Origin of the sequence: Pseudomaricurvus alkylphenolicus (assembly GCF_011683955.1) — a bacterium.
Taxonomy (GTDB): domain Bacteria; phylum Pseudomonadota; class Gammaproteobacteria; order Pseudomonadales; family Cellvibrionaceae; genus Pseudomaricurvus; species Pseudomaricurvus alkylphenolicus.
In genome coordinates this window covers 248,407-267,122 of record NZ_JAAQPI010000009.1, presented here as the reverse complement: position 1 = coordinate 267,122, position 18,716 = coordinate 248,407, and the positions used below count along the sequence as shown (strand labels likewise).

At 53.1% G+C, this 18,716-nt stretch carries 15 protein-coding genes; 11 read left to right on the top strand and 4 right to left on the bottom strand.

Features of this window, described 5'->3' with window-relative positions:
* Positions 1-91: 91 nt before the first annotated feature.
* The 4 genes from HBA55_RS38055 to HBA55_RS22145 all read right to left on the bottom strand — a co-directional run bounded on the left by HBA55_RS38055 (position 92) and on the right by HBA55_RS22145 (position 5,648).
* Positions 92-1,027 carry a VOC family protein gene (locus HBA55_RS38055; protein ID WP_166995959.1) on the bottom strand — a complete coding sequence of 312 codons (936 nt, stop codon included), beginning with the start codon at positions 1,025-1,027 and terminating at the stop codon, positions 92-94.
* Positions 1,028-1,178: 151 nt separating this feature from the next.
* Entirely contained in the window at positions 1,179-3,665 is a 2,487-nt protein-coding gene (locus HBA55_RS22155) for a TonB-dependent receptor (protein WP_166995957.1), read from the bottom strand.
* 194 nt (positions 3,666-3,859) lie between these two features.
* On the bottom strand, positions 3,860-5,080 hold the full coding sequence (locus tag HBA55_RS22150; RefSeq protein ID WP_166995955.1) for an acyl-CoA dehydrogenase family protein: 1,221 nt from the start codon (positions 5,078-5,080) through the stop codon (positions 3,860-3,862).
* Between the two features lie 28 nt (positions 5,081-5,108).
* Positions 5,109-5,648 carry a flavin reductase family protein gene (locus tag HBA55_RS22145; RefSeq protein ID WP_166995953.1) on the bottom strand — a complete coding sequence of 180 codons (540 nt, stop codon included), beginning with the start codon at positions 5,646-5,648 and terminating at the stop codon, positions 5,109-5,111.
* 333 nt (positions 5,649-5,981) lie between these two features.
* Between HBA55_RS22145 and HBA55_RS22140 the strand changes: the two genes are divergently transcribed.
* From HBA55_RS22140 to HBA55_RS22090, 11 genes are all read left to right on the top strand, one after another.
* Positions 5,982-7,796, top strand: a complete 1,815-nt coding sequence (locus tag HBA55_RS22140; RefSeq protein WP_166995951.1) for a sigma-54-dependent Fis family transcriptional regulator — start codon at positions 5,982-5,984, stop codon at positions 7,794-7,796.
* Between the two features lie 91 nt (positions 7,797-7,887).
* A complete protein-coding gene (locus HBA55_RS22135; protein WP_166995949.1) occupies positions 7,888-8,574 on the top strand; it encodes an enoyl-CoA hydratase/isomerase family protein in 687 nt (228 codons plus the stop codon).
* A 40-nt stretch (positions 8,575-8,614) separates the two neighbouring features.
* Positions 8,615-9,379 carry a crotonase/enoyl-CoA hydratase family protein gene (locus tag HBA55_RS22130; RefSeq protein WP_166995948.1) on the top strand — a complete coding sequence of 255 codons (765 nt, stop codon included), beginning with the start codon at positions 8,615-8,617 and terminating at the stop codon, positions 9,377-9,379.
* Positions 9,380-9,547: 168 nt separating this feature from the next.
* Positions 9,548-10,354: a crotonase/enoyl-CoA hydratase family protein gene (locus tag HBA55_RS22125; RefSeq protein ID WP_166995946.1), complete on the top strand. Its 807-nt coding sequence runs from the start codon at positions 9,548-9,550 to the stop codon at positions 10,352-10,354.
* Between the two features lie 281 nt (positions 10,355-10,635).
* Positions 10,636-11,526: a LysR family transcriptional regulator gene (locus HBA55_RS22120; RefSeq protein ID WP_166995944.1), complete on the top strand. Its 891-nt coding sequence runs from the start codon at positions 10,636-10,638 to the stop codon at positions 11,524-11,526.
* A 275-nt stretch (positions 11,527-11,801) separates the two neighbouring features.
* Positions 11,802-13,013, top strand: coding sequence for an acyl-CoA dehydrogenase family protein (locus tag HBA55_RS22115; protein ID WP_166995942.1), 1,212 nt, complete (start codon positions 11,802-11,804; stop codon positions 13,011-13,013).
* A 25-nt stretch (positions 13,014-13,038) separates the two neighbouring features.
* Positions 13,039-13,842, top strand: coding sequence for a glutathione S-transferase family protein (locus HBA55_RS22110; RefSeq protein WP_166995940.1), 804 nt, complete (start codon positions 13,039-13,041; stop codon positions 13,840-13,842).
* Positions 13,843-13,878: 36 nt separating this feature from the next.
* Positions 13,879-14,412, top strand: coding sequence for a flavin reductase family protein (locus HBA55_RS22105; protein WP_166995938.1), 534 nt, complete (start codon positions 13,879-13,881; stop codon positions 14,410-14,412).
* 34 nt (positions 14,413-14,446) lie between these two features.
* Complete coding sequence (locus HBA55_RS22100; protein WP_166995937.1) at positions 14,447-16,930, top strand: TonB-dependent receptor; 2,484 nt, start codon at positions 14,447-14,449, stop codon at positions 16,928-16,930.
* 21 nt (positions 16,931-16,951) lie between these two features.
* A complete protein-coding gene (locus tag HBA55_RS22095; RefSeq protein WP_166995935.1) occupies positions 16,952-17,842 on the top strand; it encodes a VOC family protein in 891 nt (296 codons plus the stop codon).
* A 13-nt stretch (positions 17,843-17,855) separates the two neighbouring features.
* Positions 17,856-18,707 carry an alpha/beta fold hydrolase gene (locus HBA55_RS22090; RefSeq protein ID WP_206019920.1) on the top strand — a complete coding sequence of 284 codons (852 nt, stop codon included), beginning with the start codon at positions 17,856-17,858 and terminating at the stop codon, positions 18,705-18,707.
* Positions 18,708-18,716: the final 9 nt, after the last annotated feature.

The following is an 18,716-nucleotide window of genomic DNA, read 5'->3' as shown; positions in this document are numbered from 1 at the left end:
ATCTGCATTACACCGTAGCAGCGCGCTCCGAGCGCGACCGGTACGGAGTCCCAAACCATCGCCCTCAGAGCGGGCTGCTACAGAGCGGGGTTTATCGCAGCAGCCATTTTTGCACTGCACCCAGAATGGGGCCGCCACCCAGCTGGTACTCGTGCCCCCAGATGGAAATGGCGTTGTGCTTTTGCGGCACCCAGGTGCTGTCGTCGATCTGCAAGGCACCGGCGCCAACCTCCAGGTGAAAGCCCGAGGGCGTCACCACATAGAAGGAGACATCCTTGTCGTTGGTGTGCTCGCCCAGCGTCAACGCAAACGGGATCTTGGCCGCCTTGATCCGCTCCTGGGCCTGCAACACACTGCGGATATCCGGGTATTCGCACATAAAGTGAATCATCTTCTTGGCCAGCGCTTTTTTGGCGACAATGGGGTTGATGTCATTGGCGCTGGCGAAGGCATAGGTGTGATGGCGGGGATTGAAATGCAGAAAGGAAATTTCCAGCTCGCCGCCGGCCATCTTATGGTTAATGTGATCCGACAGCCGGGCTCCCAGCACATCAATATAGAAGGCTTCGCTTTCGCGGTTATTGGGCGAGGCGAAGGCGATGTGCCCCATACCCAGCTCACCGGTGACAAAACCCTCAGGCAACACAGGTGATGAAAACACGGTGTCGGCATCCTGGCAGCCGTAGGCGATTTCAACGGTTAAACCGCCCGGATCAACGAAACTGGCATACTGTTCCACAGCCCTGAGTGCCGTACCCTCGGGAGTTCCGTCCATGACAATAACGCCCGCCGCTCTCAGCCGCGCGATGACGGCCTCGAACTCGTCTTTCGAGTCCATTTCCAGTCCGCTGTAGGCGTAGTCCTCGCTGTCACCTTTTACTAAAATGACCCGCCGCGCACGGCTGTCCATGCGCAGGCAGGCCGCATCACCTGCGGATTCATATTGATAACCGATGACTTTGGAAAATTCTCTCCACTCGTCAAATTTGTTGGTTTCAATCGCAATATAGGCAAGTTTTAAGTTCACGTTTTGCACCTGTTAAGCTGGGGATGTAAATAGAGTTGCCGCCGCAGCCTTGTGGCTTCCAACAGTAGGCGACGGCCTTGCCTTATCCACTTGCTCGGTACCGCGGGCCCGCAAAAAGCGGGCGCAAGCGCGGCACTGCCACTTGTGGCGGCTAGAAATTCAACGATGCCGTCAACGCTATACTTCTAGGCGCATTGATGCTGGCAAAGCGCGAACCGGCAAACAACGGAGTATCGGCACCAAAGATCATGTCGTCATCCACATCGGTCAGGTTCTTGCCGATCAGGCCGATTTCCCAGATACCATCCACCGACTTTAAACGCAGCGACGCATTGATCTTGGTGGTGGCGTCCGTCAGCAGCTTGGGATCCAGGTCTTCCTCGCGATAGGTCTCATCGGTATAGATGGCGTCCGTCACCAGATGCAGTTGGTATTGGCTACCTAGCTGCCAGCTATAGGCCGCTGACACCACCGCTGACAATTCCGGCGTAAAGGCGTTGCTGCGACCGGCAAGGTCGTTGATGCCCGCCTGCGAGCAATCGCCATTGTTCACAAAGGCACCCAGGATATTGTTGCCGCCCGCCCACACGGCTTCACGGAAGGCTTCGAACTGGTCGTGGGTACAGGCCTGGTTGGGGAAACTTTCAAATTCGAAGTCGGTCCAGCCGAGACTGCCGGTCAGCAACAGATTGTCGGTGACTTGCCAGCGGCCATCAATCTCGATGCCCTGGGTGATGGCTTCGGCCGCATTAAGCACGTTAAAGGTCGCCTGGCCAGTAAACACAGCAGCCTGCAGGTCGTCGTATTCCGTTCGGAACACCGCGACGTTCAGCTCCGCCGCACCGTCCATCAGGCTCATCTTGCTGCCCACTTCGAAGGTGATAACCTGTTCCTCTTCGAAGTCCGCGTCGTCTGGATCCGGTCCCATCGCCAGAGTATTGAAACCGCCGGCCTTAAATCCGGTGGACACAGAGCCATAAACCATCGTATCGCCATTCACGTCCCACTGCAGATTGGCGGACCAGGTCAGGCTTTCCTCGTCCCGGGACAGGTCGTTAAACGTATGTGGCACGAATTCACCGATAATCTGCGAACTCAACGCCGCCAAGGGATTGCTTGTGGCCGTGGTGGTGTCAGCGATAAAGTCGGTGGCAAATACAACCTGGTCTACGTTTTTTTCCTCTTCGGTATAACGCAGGCCCAGGGTGGCGGTGAGTGTGTCGCTGATCTCCCAGTCCAGTTGCCCGAAGATGGCCCAGCTTTCGGTTTCCTGGTCGGTCCGGTTGTAGCGGCCGGAGCCGGAAACGCCTGCGGCATTGATGGGCGCCAGCACCGTGGCATCGGCGCAGGCCCTGGCAACGGCGGCGGGGCCACCGGTATTCATCGCTGCGGCGGTTGCGGCGGCGACCATGGGATTATCAGTGGCGGGATTGTAAGCGGCCAGAACACCGCCGGCGGCGAGGCAGCCGCCACTGGACAGCATGGCCAGAGAATCCAGGCTGAACAGCATCAGGGCTTCGGCCTCGAGTTCGGATTCCTGGTAGTAGATGCCGGTAATATACTGGATCGGTCCCTCCAGGCTGGAGACAAATCGGAGTTCAACGCTGTTTTGCGAAAAGTCCTCGGCATCGTCAATACGGGCGACGTCCAGCGGATTAAAATCGGCATCCATGCCGCGCTTAAACTCATAGTTTGAATGCGCAACAATAGCGGTAAACTCACCCTTGCTGAATTCACTGTCAAGCTGCAGGGCGATCTCTTCGATATCGCCCTGCAGGAATTGCGAAGTGCCCGGATCGAGAGCCGCTGAGCGGTTACCAATACTGGAGCGATCGTCCATGGTGTCTTCCACACCAAAGGCCGCCAGCGGTCCGGCGTCGATGATCTGGTAGGGGCTGACGCCTTTGTTATCAAACTCGCCGGACTCGACTTTGAACTGAGCCGTGGTACTGTCGGAGATATCCCACTCCAGCCGCAGCCTGATGGCCTGTTCGTCCTTGCCCGGCATGTCTTCATCGTAGTAGGTGTTTTCTACCCAGCCCTCTTTCATGCGGCGGTCCATAAAAGCAACGCGGCCTCGCAGGCTGTCGTTCAGCGGACCCGAAAGGTAGCCGCTGATATCGGTCTCATCAAAGTCGACGTTATAGGTGGCCGTCAGCGAAGCTTCCAACTCTTCGGTTGGTGCGGCCGAACTGATATTCAGCGCACCGCCCACGGTATTCTTGCCAAACAGGGTGCCCTGGGGGCCCCGGAGTACTTCCACCATGCCGACGTCGAGAAAAGCAAAGCGGGATTGAATGCCACGGCCCCGGTAAACGCCATCGACAAAGGTGCCTACCGACTGTTCAAAGCCCGCCTGGGTGCCGGAGGTAATCCCACGGATATTGATGGTGTCCGCGATGGGCTGTTCGTTGACAAAGAAGTTGGGTATGTAGTTGGCGACGCCGTCCAGGCGTTGCATACCCGCTTCGGCAATTTTGTCGCCGCTCATCGCAGATACCGAGATGGGAACATCCTGCAGGCTCTCGCTGCGTTTTTGTGCGGTAACCACAATTTCCTCGAGCTGTTGGGCCTGGAGGGGCGTTGTCACGGCGGCGGCAATCACAAGTGCCAGTGTATTCTCACTGATTTTTTTCATCATTATCTCCCGTCTTTTTTATCGCTCTTTTGTCATTTTCAATCTATTTCGACTTTTCCACGAAGGGTCCCGTAGGGTGGATTAGCAACGCGTAATCCACCATTTCATTGGTTAGTTGCCGCACTCCGTGGTGGATTACGCTACGCTAATCCACCCTACGGATTTTGCCCGTTCGATACCGGCTGGCAGAATATCTACTGTTGCTGGCTCAGTGCCGCCACATCGGGAAGCTCATAGACACCGGGCGGCAGGCCCTGGCCAAGCAGGTAGGCACCAAGCTGGGCGGAAGTGTCGTCTTCGTTCTGGGTAATATGGTTGGCGGCCACCATCACCGAGCGCAGCTGACGTTGGATGGGGTTGGACAGGAAAATACCGCGGGCGCTGGTTTTCTTGAACAACATATGGCTGGCGCTAAAGCAGTCTTTGGCCACGGCCTGGATGTCCAGGGAATAGTGCACGCGGTCTTCCAGCGCCACCTTGCCGTGCTCCTCCACCGCCCGGGTAGACTCCTGCAGACATTGCAGCAGGCGGGCACGGGCGGAACGAATCAGCAGTATGGCGTTGCCCAGCTTCTCTTGCACAAACGGGTTCTGGGCCGCGACGGGACCGCCGACAAAAACGTTCTGGCGCGGTTTCATGTGTTCGATAAACAGATCGGACACGCCCTGGGCCATGCCGACAATAACCGCCGATACGGCGCCGTAAAAAATCTGGTTAAACGGCAGTTTGTAGCTGAGATCCCCCTCGGGCTGGGTGTAGTGGACGGCGCTGTGGGTACGGTAGTCCGGGATAAAGGTGTTGTCCTTGAGCTTTAGTGTCTTACTGCCGGTACCGGCCAGACCGACCACGTGCCAGTCATCAATGAGTTCAAAGTCCTCGCGGCGAACCAGAAATACCTTAAGGTCCTCGGGAAAGCCGTTATCCCCCATGACGTGGGCACCCAGGAAGGCGCCGCCACGGGCATGGTCGGAGCCGCTGGAGGTGGGCCAGGTACCGGACAATTGCCAGCCACCGTCAACCTTCTCGGCCTTGCCGACCGGGGCGTAGGAGGAGGCCACCAGAATGTCATTGTCCTCACCCCAGATCTCGTCACCGGCGCGGGCGTCCATCTTGCCGAATTCCCACTGGTGTACGCCGAGGATCATCAGGCACCATGCACTGGAAGGGCAGCCGCGACCCAGTTCCATCAATACGCGATAGAACACTTCCGGGTTCATGCCATAGCCGCCCCACTGGCGCGGCTGCAAAATTTTGAAAAAGCCAGCGGCCCTGAATTCATCGATGCGCTGGGGTGAAACGCTGCGCGCTTCCTCGGTTTGGTCAGCGCCTTCTCGCAGAGCTGGCACCATGGCGGCGGCCTTGGCGATCAGTGACTCGGCAGTAGGGATCTCAAGAGCGGTTTCAGCAATAGTCATTGTTATACCTGTATCGTCAGAGCAAAAATCAATTGATGGATGGCTGTAGGTTGGCAAAGTTGCAGTCGAAATAGATCAGGGCGCTTTTGTCAGCTTGCTCGCAATAGTGAATGTCGAGCACGTCGCAGATAATCATGGAGTGGGAGGAGGCGGGAATAATCTCCGAAACTTTACATTCCAGGTTGAGCAGCGCGCCCTCCAGTACCGGCGCCTTGTCGGCGGCATGATTCCAGGCGCCGACGTTAAAGCGATCAGCAGCTGCGATATCCTTGCGCATGCCTGCGAACACCTGTGCCTGTTCAATCTGGTCGGCACTGAGCGTGTTGATGCAGATGCAGCCACCTTCCTCGATCAGCGAGTGGGCATAGACGTCCTTGTTGATACAAACCATGACCCTTGCGGGTTCAGCGGAAATGGACATGACGGCGGTCGCGGTCAGGCCGGCGGAGTGATCGCCCTTGGCCGTGGTAATGATATTGACGGCGCCGGCCAGGTTGCGCATGCCGTTGCGGAACTGTTCAGCGCTGACGGCTTCGGTAATGCGAGCCTGAATCGAAAGGTCGTTCATAACGTATTGGTTCTCATCTTGTGGTTGTGGTTTTGCTCGCCGGGCGTCCAGCGAAGTACCAACTTTGCAAGGTTGTGACAGGAGAATTGCAACCGCTGTGCCAGCTAATGGATTTGAGCATTGAGAAAATGCTATTTTCTGAAAATATTATAAAAAACAATAAGATACGGCTCGCCATCGATACCTGCACGGTGCCTGCAGGAAAATCACGGATAAGAGGAATTTAATAAATTTCTACATTTCTCATGTATCAATGCGCTCCAGCGTGATAATTTTATTAAGCGAATAAGCTCACGCCGAGCTGGTTTCCCGCTCAACAGAGGTTCCCAATCGATGCCGAAATCCAAATCTTCCGCGACGGATAGCACCATTCCTGAGGCGCTTTCCCTGCTGTCATCGACCAGCATCAACCTGCAGGAAATACCCGAGCGCCTGCACTTCAATACCGAAGAGGGGCTGATCTGGCTGGAAGACCGGCGCATGGTGATGATGAATATGGAGGTGCTGGGCGCGCTCAGGCAGGAGCTGATTGAGGGTCTGGGCATCGATGCGGCCAGGGGATTGCTGACCCGATTTGGTTACGCCGCGGGCTGCAAGGACGCCGAACTGGCCATGAAGCTCTATAAAGACCAGGCCTCCATCAATGAGCTGATGATGACCGGGCCCAAATTCCACGCCCTGCAAGGCATCGCCGTTGTGGATCTGATCGATGGCGAGGTGGATGCCGCCAAGGGAGTCTGCAGCGTTGAATTTATCTGGCGCAATTGTTTTGAAGCCAGCATTCACAGTCAGGCTTATGGTATTGGCGAGAGCCCCGCCTGTTGGACTGAAGCAGGTTATTCATCCGGGTTTCTGAGTACCTGCATGGGGAAGCGGATTTTGGTACGGGAAGTGGAATGCTGCGCACAGGGTTTTGATGCCTGTCGCTGTATTGCAAAACCTGTCGAGGATTGGGGCGATGTCGAAGAAGAACTCAGCTATTTTAATCCGGTCAGCTTCTCGCCAACGCTTGCAGCGAAGTCGACACTACCTGGTGAAGCGAAGTCAAAGCAATCCCATAACCAAGATAAAGCGCCTGCGCGTACCGAACAAAAGTCACAGATAATTGGTGCTTCCACCGCCTTCAATGTGTTGATGCACAAACTCAAACGTGTAGCGCCCACCAGTGCGACAGTACTGCTGCTAGGCGAGAGCGGAGTGGGGAAAAGTGCCCTGGCCAAGGAGGCCTGCAGGCTCAGTCGCCGCGCAGACAAACCGTTTCTTGAGCTGAATTGCGCAGCCATCCCTGAAACTCTGATTGAGTCGGAGCTGTTCGGTGCTGAAAAGGGGGCCTATACCGGAGCCACCTCCAACCGCGAGGGTCGCTTTCAGGCTGCCGATGGCGGCACTCTGTTCCTGGATGAAATCGGCACGCTGTCCATGATTGCGCAGGGAAAACTGTTACGGGTTATTCAGACCGGTGAATTTGAACCCCTGGGCTCTTCCCAAACCCATACCGTTGATGTTCGTATCATCGCCGCGACCAATGAAGACCTGATGAAACGGGTCAAAGAAGGCACATTCAGAGAGGATTTGTTTTATCGCCTTAATGTTTTTCCAATTGTGGTGCCGCCACTGCGGCAACGGCGGGAAGATATTCCGGTGTTGTTGGAGTACATCATCAACAAGTATTCCAGTCGCCACGATAAACGGTTGTCAGGGGTCGGCGCGCGGGCTCTTCAAGTCATTCTGAATTATTCCTGGCCCGGCAATATCCGCGAACTGGAAAATGTGATTGAACGGGGCATTATCCTGGCAGACGACGACCGGCCGCTGTCCAGTCATCACTTGTTTACCATCGATGGGGCGATTGATAAGGGTTCGCTGATGTCACTCAATGAGGTGGGCGATCTGGCGGAGTCGGCACAGAATATTGCCGGCACGGACACCAGCGACGAACTCCTGATTGAAAAGGAAACCCTGTCGGTGTGGTCGGAGGGTATTATCGAGCGTGAAAACCTGTCGCTGGAAGAGGTGGAAAATGCGCTGTTCCTGGCGGCCTTTAAACAGGCCGACGGCAACCTCTCCAAGGCCGCTGATAAACTGGGTGTGACACGGTCGCAGTTTTCCTACCGGGTGAAGAAGATGGGCCTGACATCCACGGCGTGAAGCGGGCGAATCTCACTGCAACACCTTCTTCATCAGACTGCTACCGAACTCTTCCCCCATAGCAGCGCGCTCCGAGCGCGACCGGTCCGAAATGCCAAGAACCATCGCCCATCTCGAGGAGGCCGGGCAGGATTCCAGCGTGCGGGTGATTATCCTGACCGGCAAGGACAAGATCTTTTCCTCCGGTATGAACGTGCAGTGCTTCCTTAATCACCAGGAACCGGTCAATGCAGCAATGTTTGCTGAATCGGTACCCAAGATGTTTGAGACCCTGATTGATTTTCCCAAGCCGATTATCGTTGCAGTCAACGGTGTCGCTGTCGGTTGGGGTGTAACCGTCTGTGGTCTGGCCGATATCACGCTGATGGCGGAGGGTGCGAGGTTGAAATGCCCGTTTGCGTCTCTATCCAACGTGCCGGAGGCGGCCAGCACCTATTCCTTTCCACGCCTGATGGGTAATCAAAACGCGCTCTGGACGCTGCTGTCCAACGAATGGGTTGATGCCAGTCGAGCGAGAGAAATCGGTTTTGCCATGGAAGTGATCAATGATGATGAGTTGCTGTCCGAAGCCATGCGCAAAGCGCAAACACTAGCACAGTTCCCAACCGTGTCACTGGTGGCGACCAAAAAGTTAATGATGGATCATCACCGCGAGCCGCTCAAGAAGGCCAATATCGATGAACTCAAGAACTTTAACGAACTGTTGAACCATCCCGCCTGCCAGGAGGGTGTCTCCGCCTTCAAGGAAAAACGGCAGCCTGACTTTTCCAAGTTCTGATGGAATATCAACCTGAGTGGCAGATTGAGGCAGTAGACAGATGAAAGTCCTTGTTGAAAAAAGTGGTGATATCACCACGATCATAATTAACCGCCCCGAAGTCCGCAACGCCCTGGACCGGGAAACCACGGAGCTGCTGGCCCGCGCCTTTCGTGAGTTTGATGCGGATCCGCAGGCCAAAGTGGCGATCCTTACCGGTGCCGAGGGACAGTTCAGTTCCGGAGCGGACCTGAAGGCCTGGTCGAAAGGAGAAACCCTGCGCCTGGAAGAGCAGGGCGACTCGCCCATCGGACCCGTGCGCATGAAACTCAGCAAACCGGTGATCGCGGCCGTTGCCGGGTACGCCGTCGCCGGCGGCATGGCGCTGTCACTGTGGTGCGATCTGCGCGTGGTGGAAGAAACCGCCATCTTCGGCATGCTCGATCGTCGTTTTGGTGTGCCGATGATCGGCGCCGTGACTGTTAATCTGCCCCGCCTGATCGGTTTGTCCCACGCCTCTGACCTGATATTGACCGGCCGCCAGGTCGAGGCCGATGAAGCGCTGCGAATGGGATTGGCTAACCGCGTGGTTCCCCAGGGCGAGGGTTTGAAAGCGGCGCATGAGCTGGCCCAGGAACTGGCGTCTTACCCCTGGCTGTGCCTGGTTAACGATCGCAAGGCGATGCTGGAAGGACCGGACATGTCGGAAGCCCAGGCCCATGTCAATGAAATGCGCCTCGGCCTGCAGACTATCAACAGTGGTGAGTCCGTATCCGGTGCGTCGAATTTTGCTGCCGGCGCGGGGCGCCATGGTCAAGAGACCTGAGTGGCCAAAAGTGCAATTCTGAGTAAAGTGGATTTGCCAATGGCGTAATCCACTGTCTGGATAACGTGAATACGGCCTTGCCTGGTTACCCGTGGACATTGGTGGATTACGCTGACGCTAATCCACCCTACGCAGCTACTGAACTTAAACAAGATCGAGAAATAGAGTATGCCAGTAACTATACAAAAAAACGGTCCCGTCTGGACCATCGTTAACGACCGACCCGAAGCACGCAATGCGGTTAATCCGGAATCAGCGGCTCAGCTGGTCGAAGCGTTCGAGGCATTCGAGAAAAGCGACGCGCTGGTCGCCGTTTTCTGTGGAGAAGGCGGCAGCTTTTGCGCTGGCTGGGATCTAAAGCATGGCTCCCAACTCAGCAGCGAAGAGTTCCAGACAGACGTGGTGGAAACCATGGGTTACCCCGTCGGTTCCGGTACACCACCTCCACCGTTGATGGGCATGTCGAGAATGGAGTTCAATAAACCCGTGATCGCTGCGATTGAAGGTCCGGCCGTAGCCGGTGGCATGGAGCTGGCTGTGATGTGCGATATGCGTGTCATGGCGGAAGACGCCTATATGGGTGTTTACTGCCGCCGCTGGGGTGTACCTCTGATCGACGGTGGGACTATTCGCATCCCTCGTCTGATCGGCCAGGGTAAGGCGATGGACCTGGTGTTGACCGGACGCAAGGTGGATGCCCGGGAGTGCTACCAGTTTGGCCTGTGCGAGCGAGTCGTGCCGACCGGAAGCGCGCGGGAAGCCGCCGAAGCCATTGCCCACGAGATCGCCAGATTTCCCCAGTCAACCATGCTCGCCGACCGCAAGTCGGTGATCGAAGGGCATGGCATGACCATTCGTGATGGCATGAAGCTGGAATGGAACAATGGCGTAGACACCCTGCGTAAGGACGGTATCGCAGGCGCCGGCAGATTCAGCGCCGGTGCTGGCCGCCATGGAGACTTTAAGGAAATTTAAGATTTGGTGTTGTGCTTTGTGGAGGTGCGAAGTTCGCCCTCCGTGGTTTTGGTGCCTCTGAAAAAATGGAACCCTCCCGTAAACCTTCGTTACCTTTAACTTCTCTACAAACCAGCGTTGGTCTATAATTCTGCTGAATCGATATTGCTCCTATTTCTTATCGAAAAAACCGGCAGTAAATAACAGTACTTTATTTCCCTGGTTGATAATTATGGTCGGGTATAAGTAAATCTCGCGAAGAGAATGTTGTCATGAAAAAGCTACGCAGCATTAACCTCAATTTGCTGCCGATTCTGCATGAGTTGCTGCTGGAAAGAAACGTGTCTCATGCATCGGAAAAGCTCAATCTCAGCCAGTCGGCCACCAGCGACGCCTTGGGAAGACTGCGAGATCTATTTGATGATCCGCTTCTGATCAGGGCTGGTAAGGGTATGTCGATAACCCCCTTTGCGGAACAGCTCTTACCGGAACTGGAAGGTGCTATCGCAGATATAGAGCGGATTTTTGTCAGCAGTGAAACCGATATGTCGCAGGTTGATCGGTCATTTGTTATTGCTACTGCCGATTATGTGACTCAACTTATTTTTCCGCGGCTCTTGCCGATTCTGGAAGCCCAGGCGCCGGGCATAAAAATACAGATTGTCGAATTTCCGGCCGATATCCAGTCGCGCCTACAAACCGGCAGAATCAATCTGGTATTGGCGCCGATTGGCATTCTGGATGAACACCGATTGAACGTAACACCTGTTTTGGAGGACGAGCTTGTTGTGGTCGCGTCCAGGAATAACCCAAATATTGGTGATAAACTGACTCGCAAAACCTTTATCGAGTCAGGGCATGTAGTGCAACAGCCGTCTGTCGAGATCGATCAAAGCTTTGAGATACAGACGCTGATAAATCTGGATGCGGTTCCCAGAATTGTTTTTCGGGTGCCGCAATTTAACCTATTGCCGGAAATTATTGAAAACACCAATTATCTAGCTACGATTCAGCGACGACTTGCCAGCAAAATGGTAGAGCAATACAACGTCCGCATATTGGAAAGCCCCGTTCGCTATCCACGCATAAAGCTGGCAGTGCTTCGCAATCCAGTACAGGATCGAGATCCGGTTTTCGCTTGGCTGTTAGAGCAAATTACTAACATAGGACAAGAAATCAATTCCACTCCATAGCGCTGGCAACCAACCAGATACTGAGATTATCCTACCGCCTTAACTGTCTTGCCATTCAGACCAGATAGCGCGTTCTATCGCAAAAAGCTGAAGCAGACGACACCTCTTCCAATCCTGCAGCCACTGGAATATCAGATAGTTTAAGCAGTTTGCTCATTACATCAAGGTATCGATCTTGCCGATGTTCAATATGCAATATATCGATTAGACAGATGTTTGGGGTGTACCTAACATGTTGACTATCAGAAAGATAACCCAAACGGACGGATAATCAGATGACGGTATCGATGCTAAAGCCAGAATCACGAAGCCCTTCGGAGGCTGAACTCTACTCAATTGCCCGGAGCTTACTGCCGACGCTGCAGGAGCGGGCTGCGGCCACTGAAAAGGCCAGAATGACGCTTCCGGAAACAGTTGAAGAAGTGAGAAAACTGGGTCTTTACGACATTTGTAAGCCTAAAGTGTACGGCGGCATGGAGCATCATCCCGAAGTGCTCTATCAGGTTTCCAAGATACTGGCGACAGCCTGCCCGTCAACTGCATGGACCGTCTGTTTAACCGCTTTGCACTCCTGGGAAGTTCCCCTGCTTGATCCCAAGTGCGCAGAGGACGTCTGGGGGGAGGATCCTGATGCGCTGATCTCTTCTTCCTATGCTCCCTTCGGTAAAGTGAAAAAAGTTGAAGGTGGCTATGAAATTTCCGGCCGCTGGCCCTGGTCCAGCGGTTGTGATCCCTGCAACTGGGTCTTCCTGGGGGGCATGAAGCCCGTGGACAAGTACGACCCCGAGAGCGCTCCCGATCAGCTGGCGTTCCTGATACCTAGGACCGATTACATCATCGAAGATACCTGGCACGTTGCTGGTCTTTGCGGTACAGGCAGTAAAGACATCGTGGTTGAAAAGGCATTTGTGCCTGAGTATCGCACACACTCTTTCACGGAGGCGCTGCTGATGAAGGAGCATGGCCGAAAGACCTTTAACGGCTCTGCCTATAACTATCCCTTCGGGTGTACATTTGTCAGTGCCCTGGTCAGTGTAACGCTGGGCATGGCGATCGGTGCCAATCAATGTTTTGTCAACAGCATGCGAGACAAGTTGGCGGCTTATGATGGCGCCAAAGTAACAGACGATCCGTTTGTGCGCCAGCGTACCGCGAATGCCAACGCAATGATCCGGTCTATAGACAGTTTCTTTAAACAAAGAAACTCCGCCATGCGAAAGATTGCGGAAGCGGGCGGGACTTTTGATCTTGAACTGAGAAGCGAATGGAAATGGGACGTTGTCTGGATTGCGAAGCAAGCCATGGAGGCGACCAATCTTGTCTTCAAAGCTTCCGGTGGCGGTGGTATTCGCAATGAAAGCCCTATGCAACGGTTCTTTCGGGATATTCACGCGGCTTCGAATCATGCGGCCTTGAATGCTGATAAAGGCAGCATTAGTGCTGGTGGTGTCTTTCTGGGCGGCAGCCCAACCGATGTCTTGATCTGAGCGCCAGCAACTGAGGATAGAGATTATGAGCGATATCACCCTTTACCATGCGGGACTGTCTCCCTGTGCCCATAAGGTTCGCCTTGTGCTGGTAGAACGGAAAATACCGTTTGAAGGCCGGCATATCGACCTGATGAGCAAAGAAAATCTGGAACCGGAGTACCTGAAAATCAATCCCAAGGGGCTGGTTCCCGCTTTGATAGATAAGGGCACAGTTGTCACTGAATCAACCGTAATTTGTGAATATCTCGAAGATGCTTATCCAGACAATCCTTTGATGCCAGAGGACCCGATAAAGAGAGCACAAGTGCGATATATGCTCAAACTCGTCGACGAATCGCTTCACATAAATATGATGCCAATCGTGTTCGGTGCGGTGGTGCGTTACATCTGGTTGGCCAAACCAGAACAAGAGCGTAAGGAACTGCTCTCCAGAATTCCAGATCCGCTGCGTAGAGCCCGACAAGAACGCATGATCGATCAGGGGCTCGATGCCGAGGATGTCAAGCCCGCCGTTGCAATCTGGCACAGATCCTTTGCTGGGCTTGAAAACAGGCTTGCAAAAAGTGAGTGGCTTGCTGGTGACGAGCACACCCTGGCGGATTGCGCTGTAGCACCATATGTGTATGCCATGAAATATCTGAAAGTCGATGAAATCTTTCGTCAGTTTCCGAAGCTTAACGATTGGATGAATCGAATCATCGACCGGCCTTCGTTTGAACCTGCATTGATGCCTTATGTTCCCCAAAAACAATGGGACCATATTTCAACGTTTGCTGAAAAATCCAAGCAGAAGCTGAACCTGATGTTTTCGCAATTAGACTCATAAATCAGGTTGAAACGCTCTCATGTGAGACTGAATATTATGAATGAATTATCAAAAAATACACATACCGACAAGGAAGTAAGTGCCGATCGGTTCCGGCAGGGAATGCGTAACCTTGCAGGCGCTGTCAATATTATCACTACCGCTAATGGTGATCATTCAGCGGGATTGACGGCTACCGCCGTTATGTCAATTTCAGCTGAACCTGCACGGGTGATGATTTGCATAAACAAAAATGTCTATGCTCACTCACTCATTGAAGCTGGCAGCAGTATCTGTATTAACACACTGGACGCGGACCAGATCGAGCAGGCGAAAGTTTTTGCAGGAATGTATAAAGAAATGTCGGGCTCTGATCGTTTTAGGAGTGGATCCTGGAGCTACTCTGCAGATAAGGCGCCGGCACTGGATGGGGCGCTCCTCAACCTGCATTGTAAAGCACGAGAAATTATCCCCGCGGACTCGCACTCGATGATCGTCTGCGACGTACTGGATGTTCAATACACTCAGGAATCAAAGAAACGTGCGCTTGTTTACTTTGATACCGGATTCTCAAATATTGAAGTCGCTTAAACAATCTAGATTAATGATAAAACTGGAGCATGCTATGAAAACAATAAGTAAACAAGCACTAACAGTAATTATTGCCGCCACAGCAACGCAATTGCAGGCTCAGCAGCTGGAGGAGGTGATAGTTACGGCTCAGAAAAGGGCGGAAAGTCTGCAGGACGTCCCCATTTCAGTATCCGCGATGAGCGGTGACAAAATTGCCGAAGCCGGCATGCAGCGCTTGGACGGCGTAGCCGACTATATCCCCAACTTCTTTATTAATGAGCAGCCAATCGCAGACACCATCAATATTCGTGGTATCACTTCCGGCACCCAGGCGGGATTTGAACAGTCGGTAGGCACCTTTGTGGATGGTGTTTACCGGGGACGAGGCATTCAGTCCCGGTTTGCCTTTCTCGACGTGGGCATGGTGGAGGTACTCAGGGGCCCCCAGGGCACTCTGTTTGGCAAGAATACCGTAGGCGGAGCACTCAATATCAGTTCAGCGGCGCCGACGGATGAGGTCGAAGGCTCGGTTACACTGACTCACAATATCGATTTCGACGAGACCGAAATACTTGGTTATTTGTCTGGACCGTTGAGCGAGAGTTTGCGCGGACGTATCGCTGTTCTGGATCGTCAGATGCATGAGGGGTGGGTGGAAAACGTCTACTACAACGAGGATATGCCTGGTAAAGACGAACAGGCGCTGAGGATCAGACTGGAATGGGATATTTCAGACAGAACTACAGCTCACTTCAAGTACGAATGGGGACAGTTTGATAATGAGGAAGTGAGTCCCTATCAAATCATTGACGCCGGGGTTCTTGCTCTTTTTGGAGTAGAAGACAGAATCGATGACAAATCCAACATTGGAAACAGTTCGACGGCACTGAATTCGGGTACATCTCAGTTTCTGAAAGGGGATATTGAAGAACTCTCCCTTCAATTTGACAGTGAATTTGAAAGCGGCAACCTTACCGCTATTTTGGCGTACTCCGAATACGAGTTCGAACGGGGATTGGATGCCGATATCAACCCACTGGATGTGGTTCGCTATGACGATGATGAAGATTTTAGCCAAAACAGCCTTGAAATCAGATTTGCTTCAACGCTTGAAGGTTCGTTCCAGTATATTGCAGGTGCTTACTATCAGGAAACAGAGCTGGATGCTGAATCCCTGATCTTGTTTAACGTGGATACCATAGCGATGTTGACCGGCGGCAACTGTCTTGGCGCCGGTGGCGTATTGGCTCCCTATAATCCAGCCACCGATGACCCATTGGCAGCAGCGGCGACAGGTGCTGCTTTGAATACAAACCAGAGTGCGGCTGTTGCGAGGGCTTGTGCCGACGCCACCTTATTGGCCCCCATCAGCGCCGCTGGAGTTGGTGGTGCCGGTCGTTATGCGCAGACACTGCAGGATACTCAGACATGGGCCGTGTTCGCGCAGGGTGAGTGGCAGATCAGTGACAGCCTGACCGCCACCCTGGGGCTGCGCTATACCGAAGAAGAAAAAACCGTTGATCAATTCGTCTACGCAACCGATTTTATCGCTGATACCACCAATGTCACGTCTAACCCGTTGACGGCTCTCAGTGCACAGCTTATTGGTGAATTTACGCCGCATACCTTCAGTGACCTTTCTCGCGATGAGGAAAGCTTGACGTGGTCAGCTAATCTGCAGTGGGATGTTACCAACGACATTATGGTCTATGGGGCAGTATCAACAGGTTTCAAAGCCGGGGGCTTTAACACACTCGCGCTTGGCCCCGATCCCGAAGAGGCCGGCTTTGAGGAAGAGGAAGTCATCACTTTTGAAGTCGGCAGTAAAATGAGCCTGCTTAATGGCGCCGCAGAGCTAAACATGGCGGTGTTCAGAACTGAGTACGACGATCTTCAGGCAGCGGTGTTTACCGGGCAGGCCACCTTCAGAGTGCTTAACGCGGCCGAAGCTGTAACACAAGGCATTGAGATAGACGGACGCTGGCAGGCTACCGACAGCCTTTTGCTGAGCGGCAGTATTGGTTGGACCGACTTCGAGTTTGAGAGTTTTCCGAATCAGGCATGTACCAACCAGCAGTTTGAAGAATTCCGTGAAGCGATTTGGTCCAACGGTGAAAATGTACTGGGCGCCTTCGTTGATAACGGGGTTTGTTCAGCAGCTGGCATCAATGACTTGAAAGGTCAAAGCAATGCTTTCACTCCGGAGCTGTCAGCGGTAATATCCGCGACACAGGTCTGGAAGCTTGGCAGTCAGTATGAGTTACAGCTTGTTACAGACGCCATCTACACCGACGAATCCTATCGCGAAGAGGATCTTGATCCAAAGCTCTTGACCGCAGCTACCACAAAGATCAATGCATCCCTGCGACTGAAATCGACCGATGGAACCTGGGAACTCGGGATTATTGGCAAAAATCTGACCGATGTGGATGACGATATGATCTTCGGTGCGGATGTTCCTCTGTTCGGCGGCTCCAGGTTTGCCAGCTTTGCCGCACCCAGGAGCATTTCCCTGACCGGTTCGTTGAAATTTTGATTTTACCAGCAGGTAGAGAACATGAATTTAAAACTCAGCTACATCGCAATCGAAACAAACAAGTTCGAACAATGGAAAGAGTTTTCCAGGGTTATCGGTTATCAATTCGAAACATCCGAAGATGCTGCATTTCTGCGCATGGATGAAAAGGAAAGACGGATACTACTGGTAAAAGGTGATAGCGAAGATTATGCGTTTTGCGGGCTGGAAGCCAGCTCGGAAGATCACTTTTGGACCCTGGTCGACGAGCTCAAATCCGAAGGCATAGAGGTAAGCCAAGGTGCTCCTGAGGGAACCAAACTGAGAGCGGTAGAAAAGTATGTAAGCTTTATAGATCCAGCTGGATTAACCGTTGAAATCTGCTTGGGTTCTCAGAACTCGGATAGCGAATTCGCTTCGCCCTCGCTTCCCGCGGGGTTTGTTACCGGAGAGCTGGGTATGGGCCACATTGCTTTCGCTGTTCCCAATAATAGAGAGAGTGAGGAGTTTTATATTCGAGTTCTTGGCGCCAGAATTTCGGATCATATTAATACAGGCATGGCTGGGGGAACGGTTGAACTTTCATTCATTCATTTTAATCCACGCCATCACACCTTTGCTTTCGCCAGTGCCGAAGGTATTCCTCCAGAAGTTGTTAAAGCCAATTTCTCCAAGAGAATAAACCACTTTATGTGCGAGCTTCCACATCTTAGCGATGTTTTAAGAGCGCAGGCAAGACTTAAAGAGGCGAATTACCCCATGGCGTTGACGCTGGGTGAACACCCCAACGATCGTGACATTTCCTTTTATGTCGTGACACCTTCCGGCTTTGCTTTGGAATTGGGTGCTGGTGCTATTCATATTGACGATGACACATGGGTGCCTGAAAGATATGACGTCATGTCCCTTTGGGGACATGAATTTCAGTTGTAACCGGGAAGGAAACATGGACATTAAAATCGAAAATTTTAAAAGCTATTTCGCAGAATTTCGTGGCCGTCGTATTTTCGTCAACGAATTGGGATCGGGATTTCCAGTACTTATGCTACATGGCGGAGGTCCAGGAGCTTCGGGTCTGTCAAACTTTTCAAGGAATATCGAAATCCTGGCGCAGAAATTCCGCGTAATTGTGCCCGATATGCAAGGATATGGAAAGTCTACAAAAGGTGTAGACGCCAGCGACCCCTTTGGCGATCTGGCCTCCACTATGTTGGGGTTGCTGGAATTCCTGGATATCGAAAAAGCCCATGTCATTGGTAACTCGCTGGGTGGTGCTGCGGCTTTAAGAATGGCGTTGGAGCAGCCGGCAAGCATCGCTTCGCTCATCCTTATGGGACCTGGCGGAATCAATATCTCCAGTGAGCCTCCGACAAAGGGCCTTGAGAAACTTCTCAATTATTACAAAGGTGCTGGCCCCAGCAGGGAAAAAGTCGCCGATTTTATAAAGAATCATCTGGTGTATGACTCCAGTCAAGTGCCCGATTCAGTCATAGAGCAGCGCTATCAGTCAAGCATCGATCCTGAAGTTATCGCGGCTCCGCCACTGGGCATGAAGATAGAAGCGATCCACAAGTCAGATTTTGTCCTGGACCCTCGACTAAAGGCCTGCCAGACACCTTGCCTGGTTTTATGGGGGACAGAAGACAGTGTCAACAGACCCAGTGGAGCCAGGTCTTTGCAGGAGAGCATGCAAAATTGCGATGTGTATTTGTTCAGTAAAACCGGGCATTGGGTACAGTGGGAAAGGCCGGAAGAATTCAATGCGGTGGCCACTGCATTCATGGGAATACATTGTTGAAGAGAACTT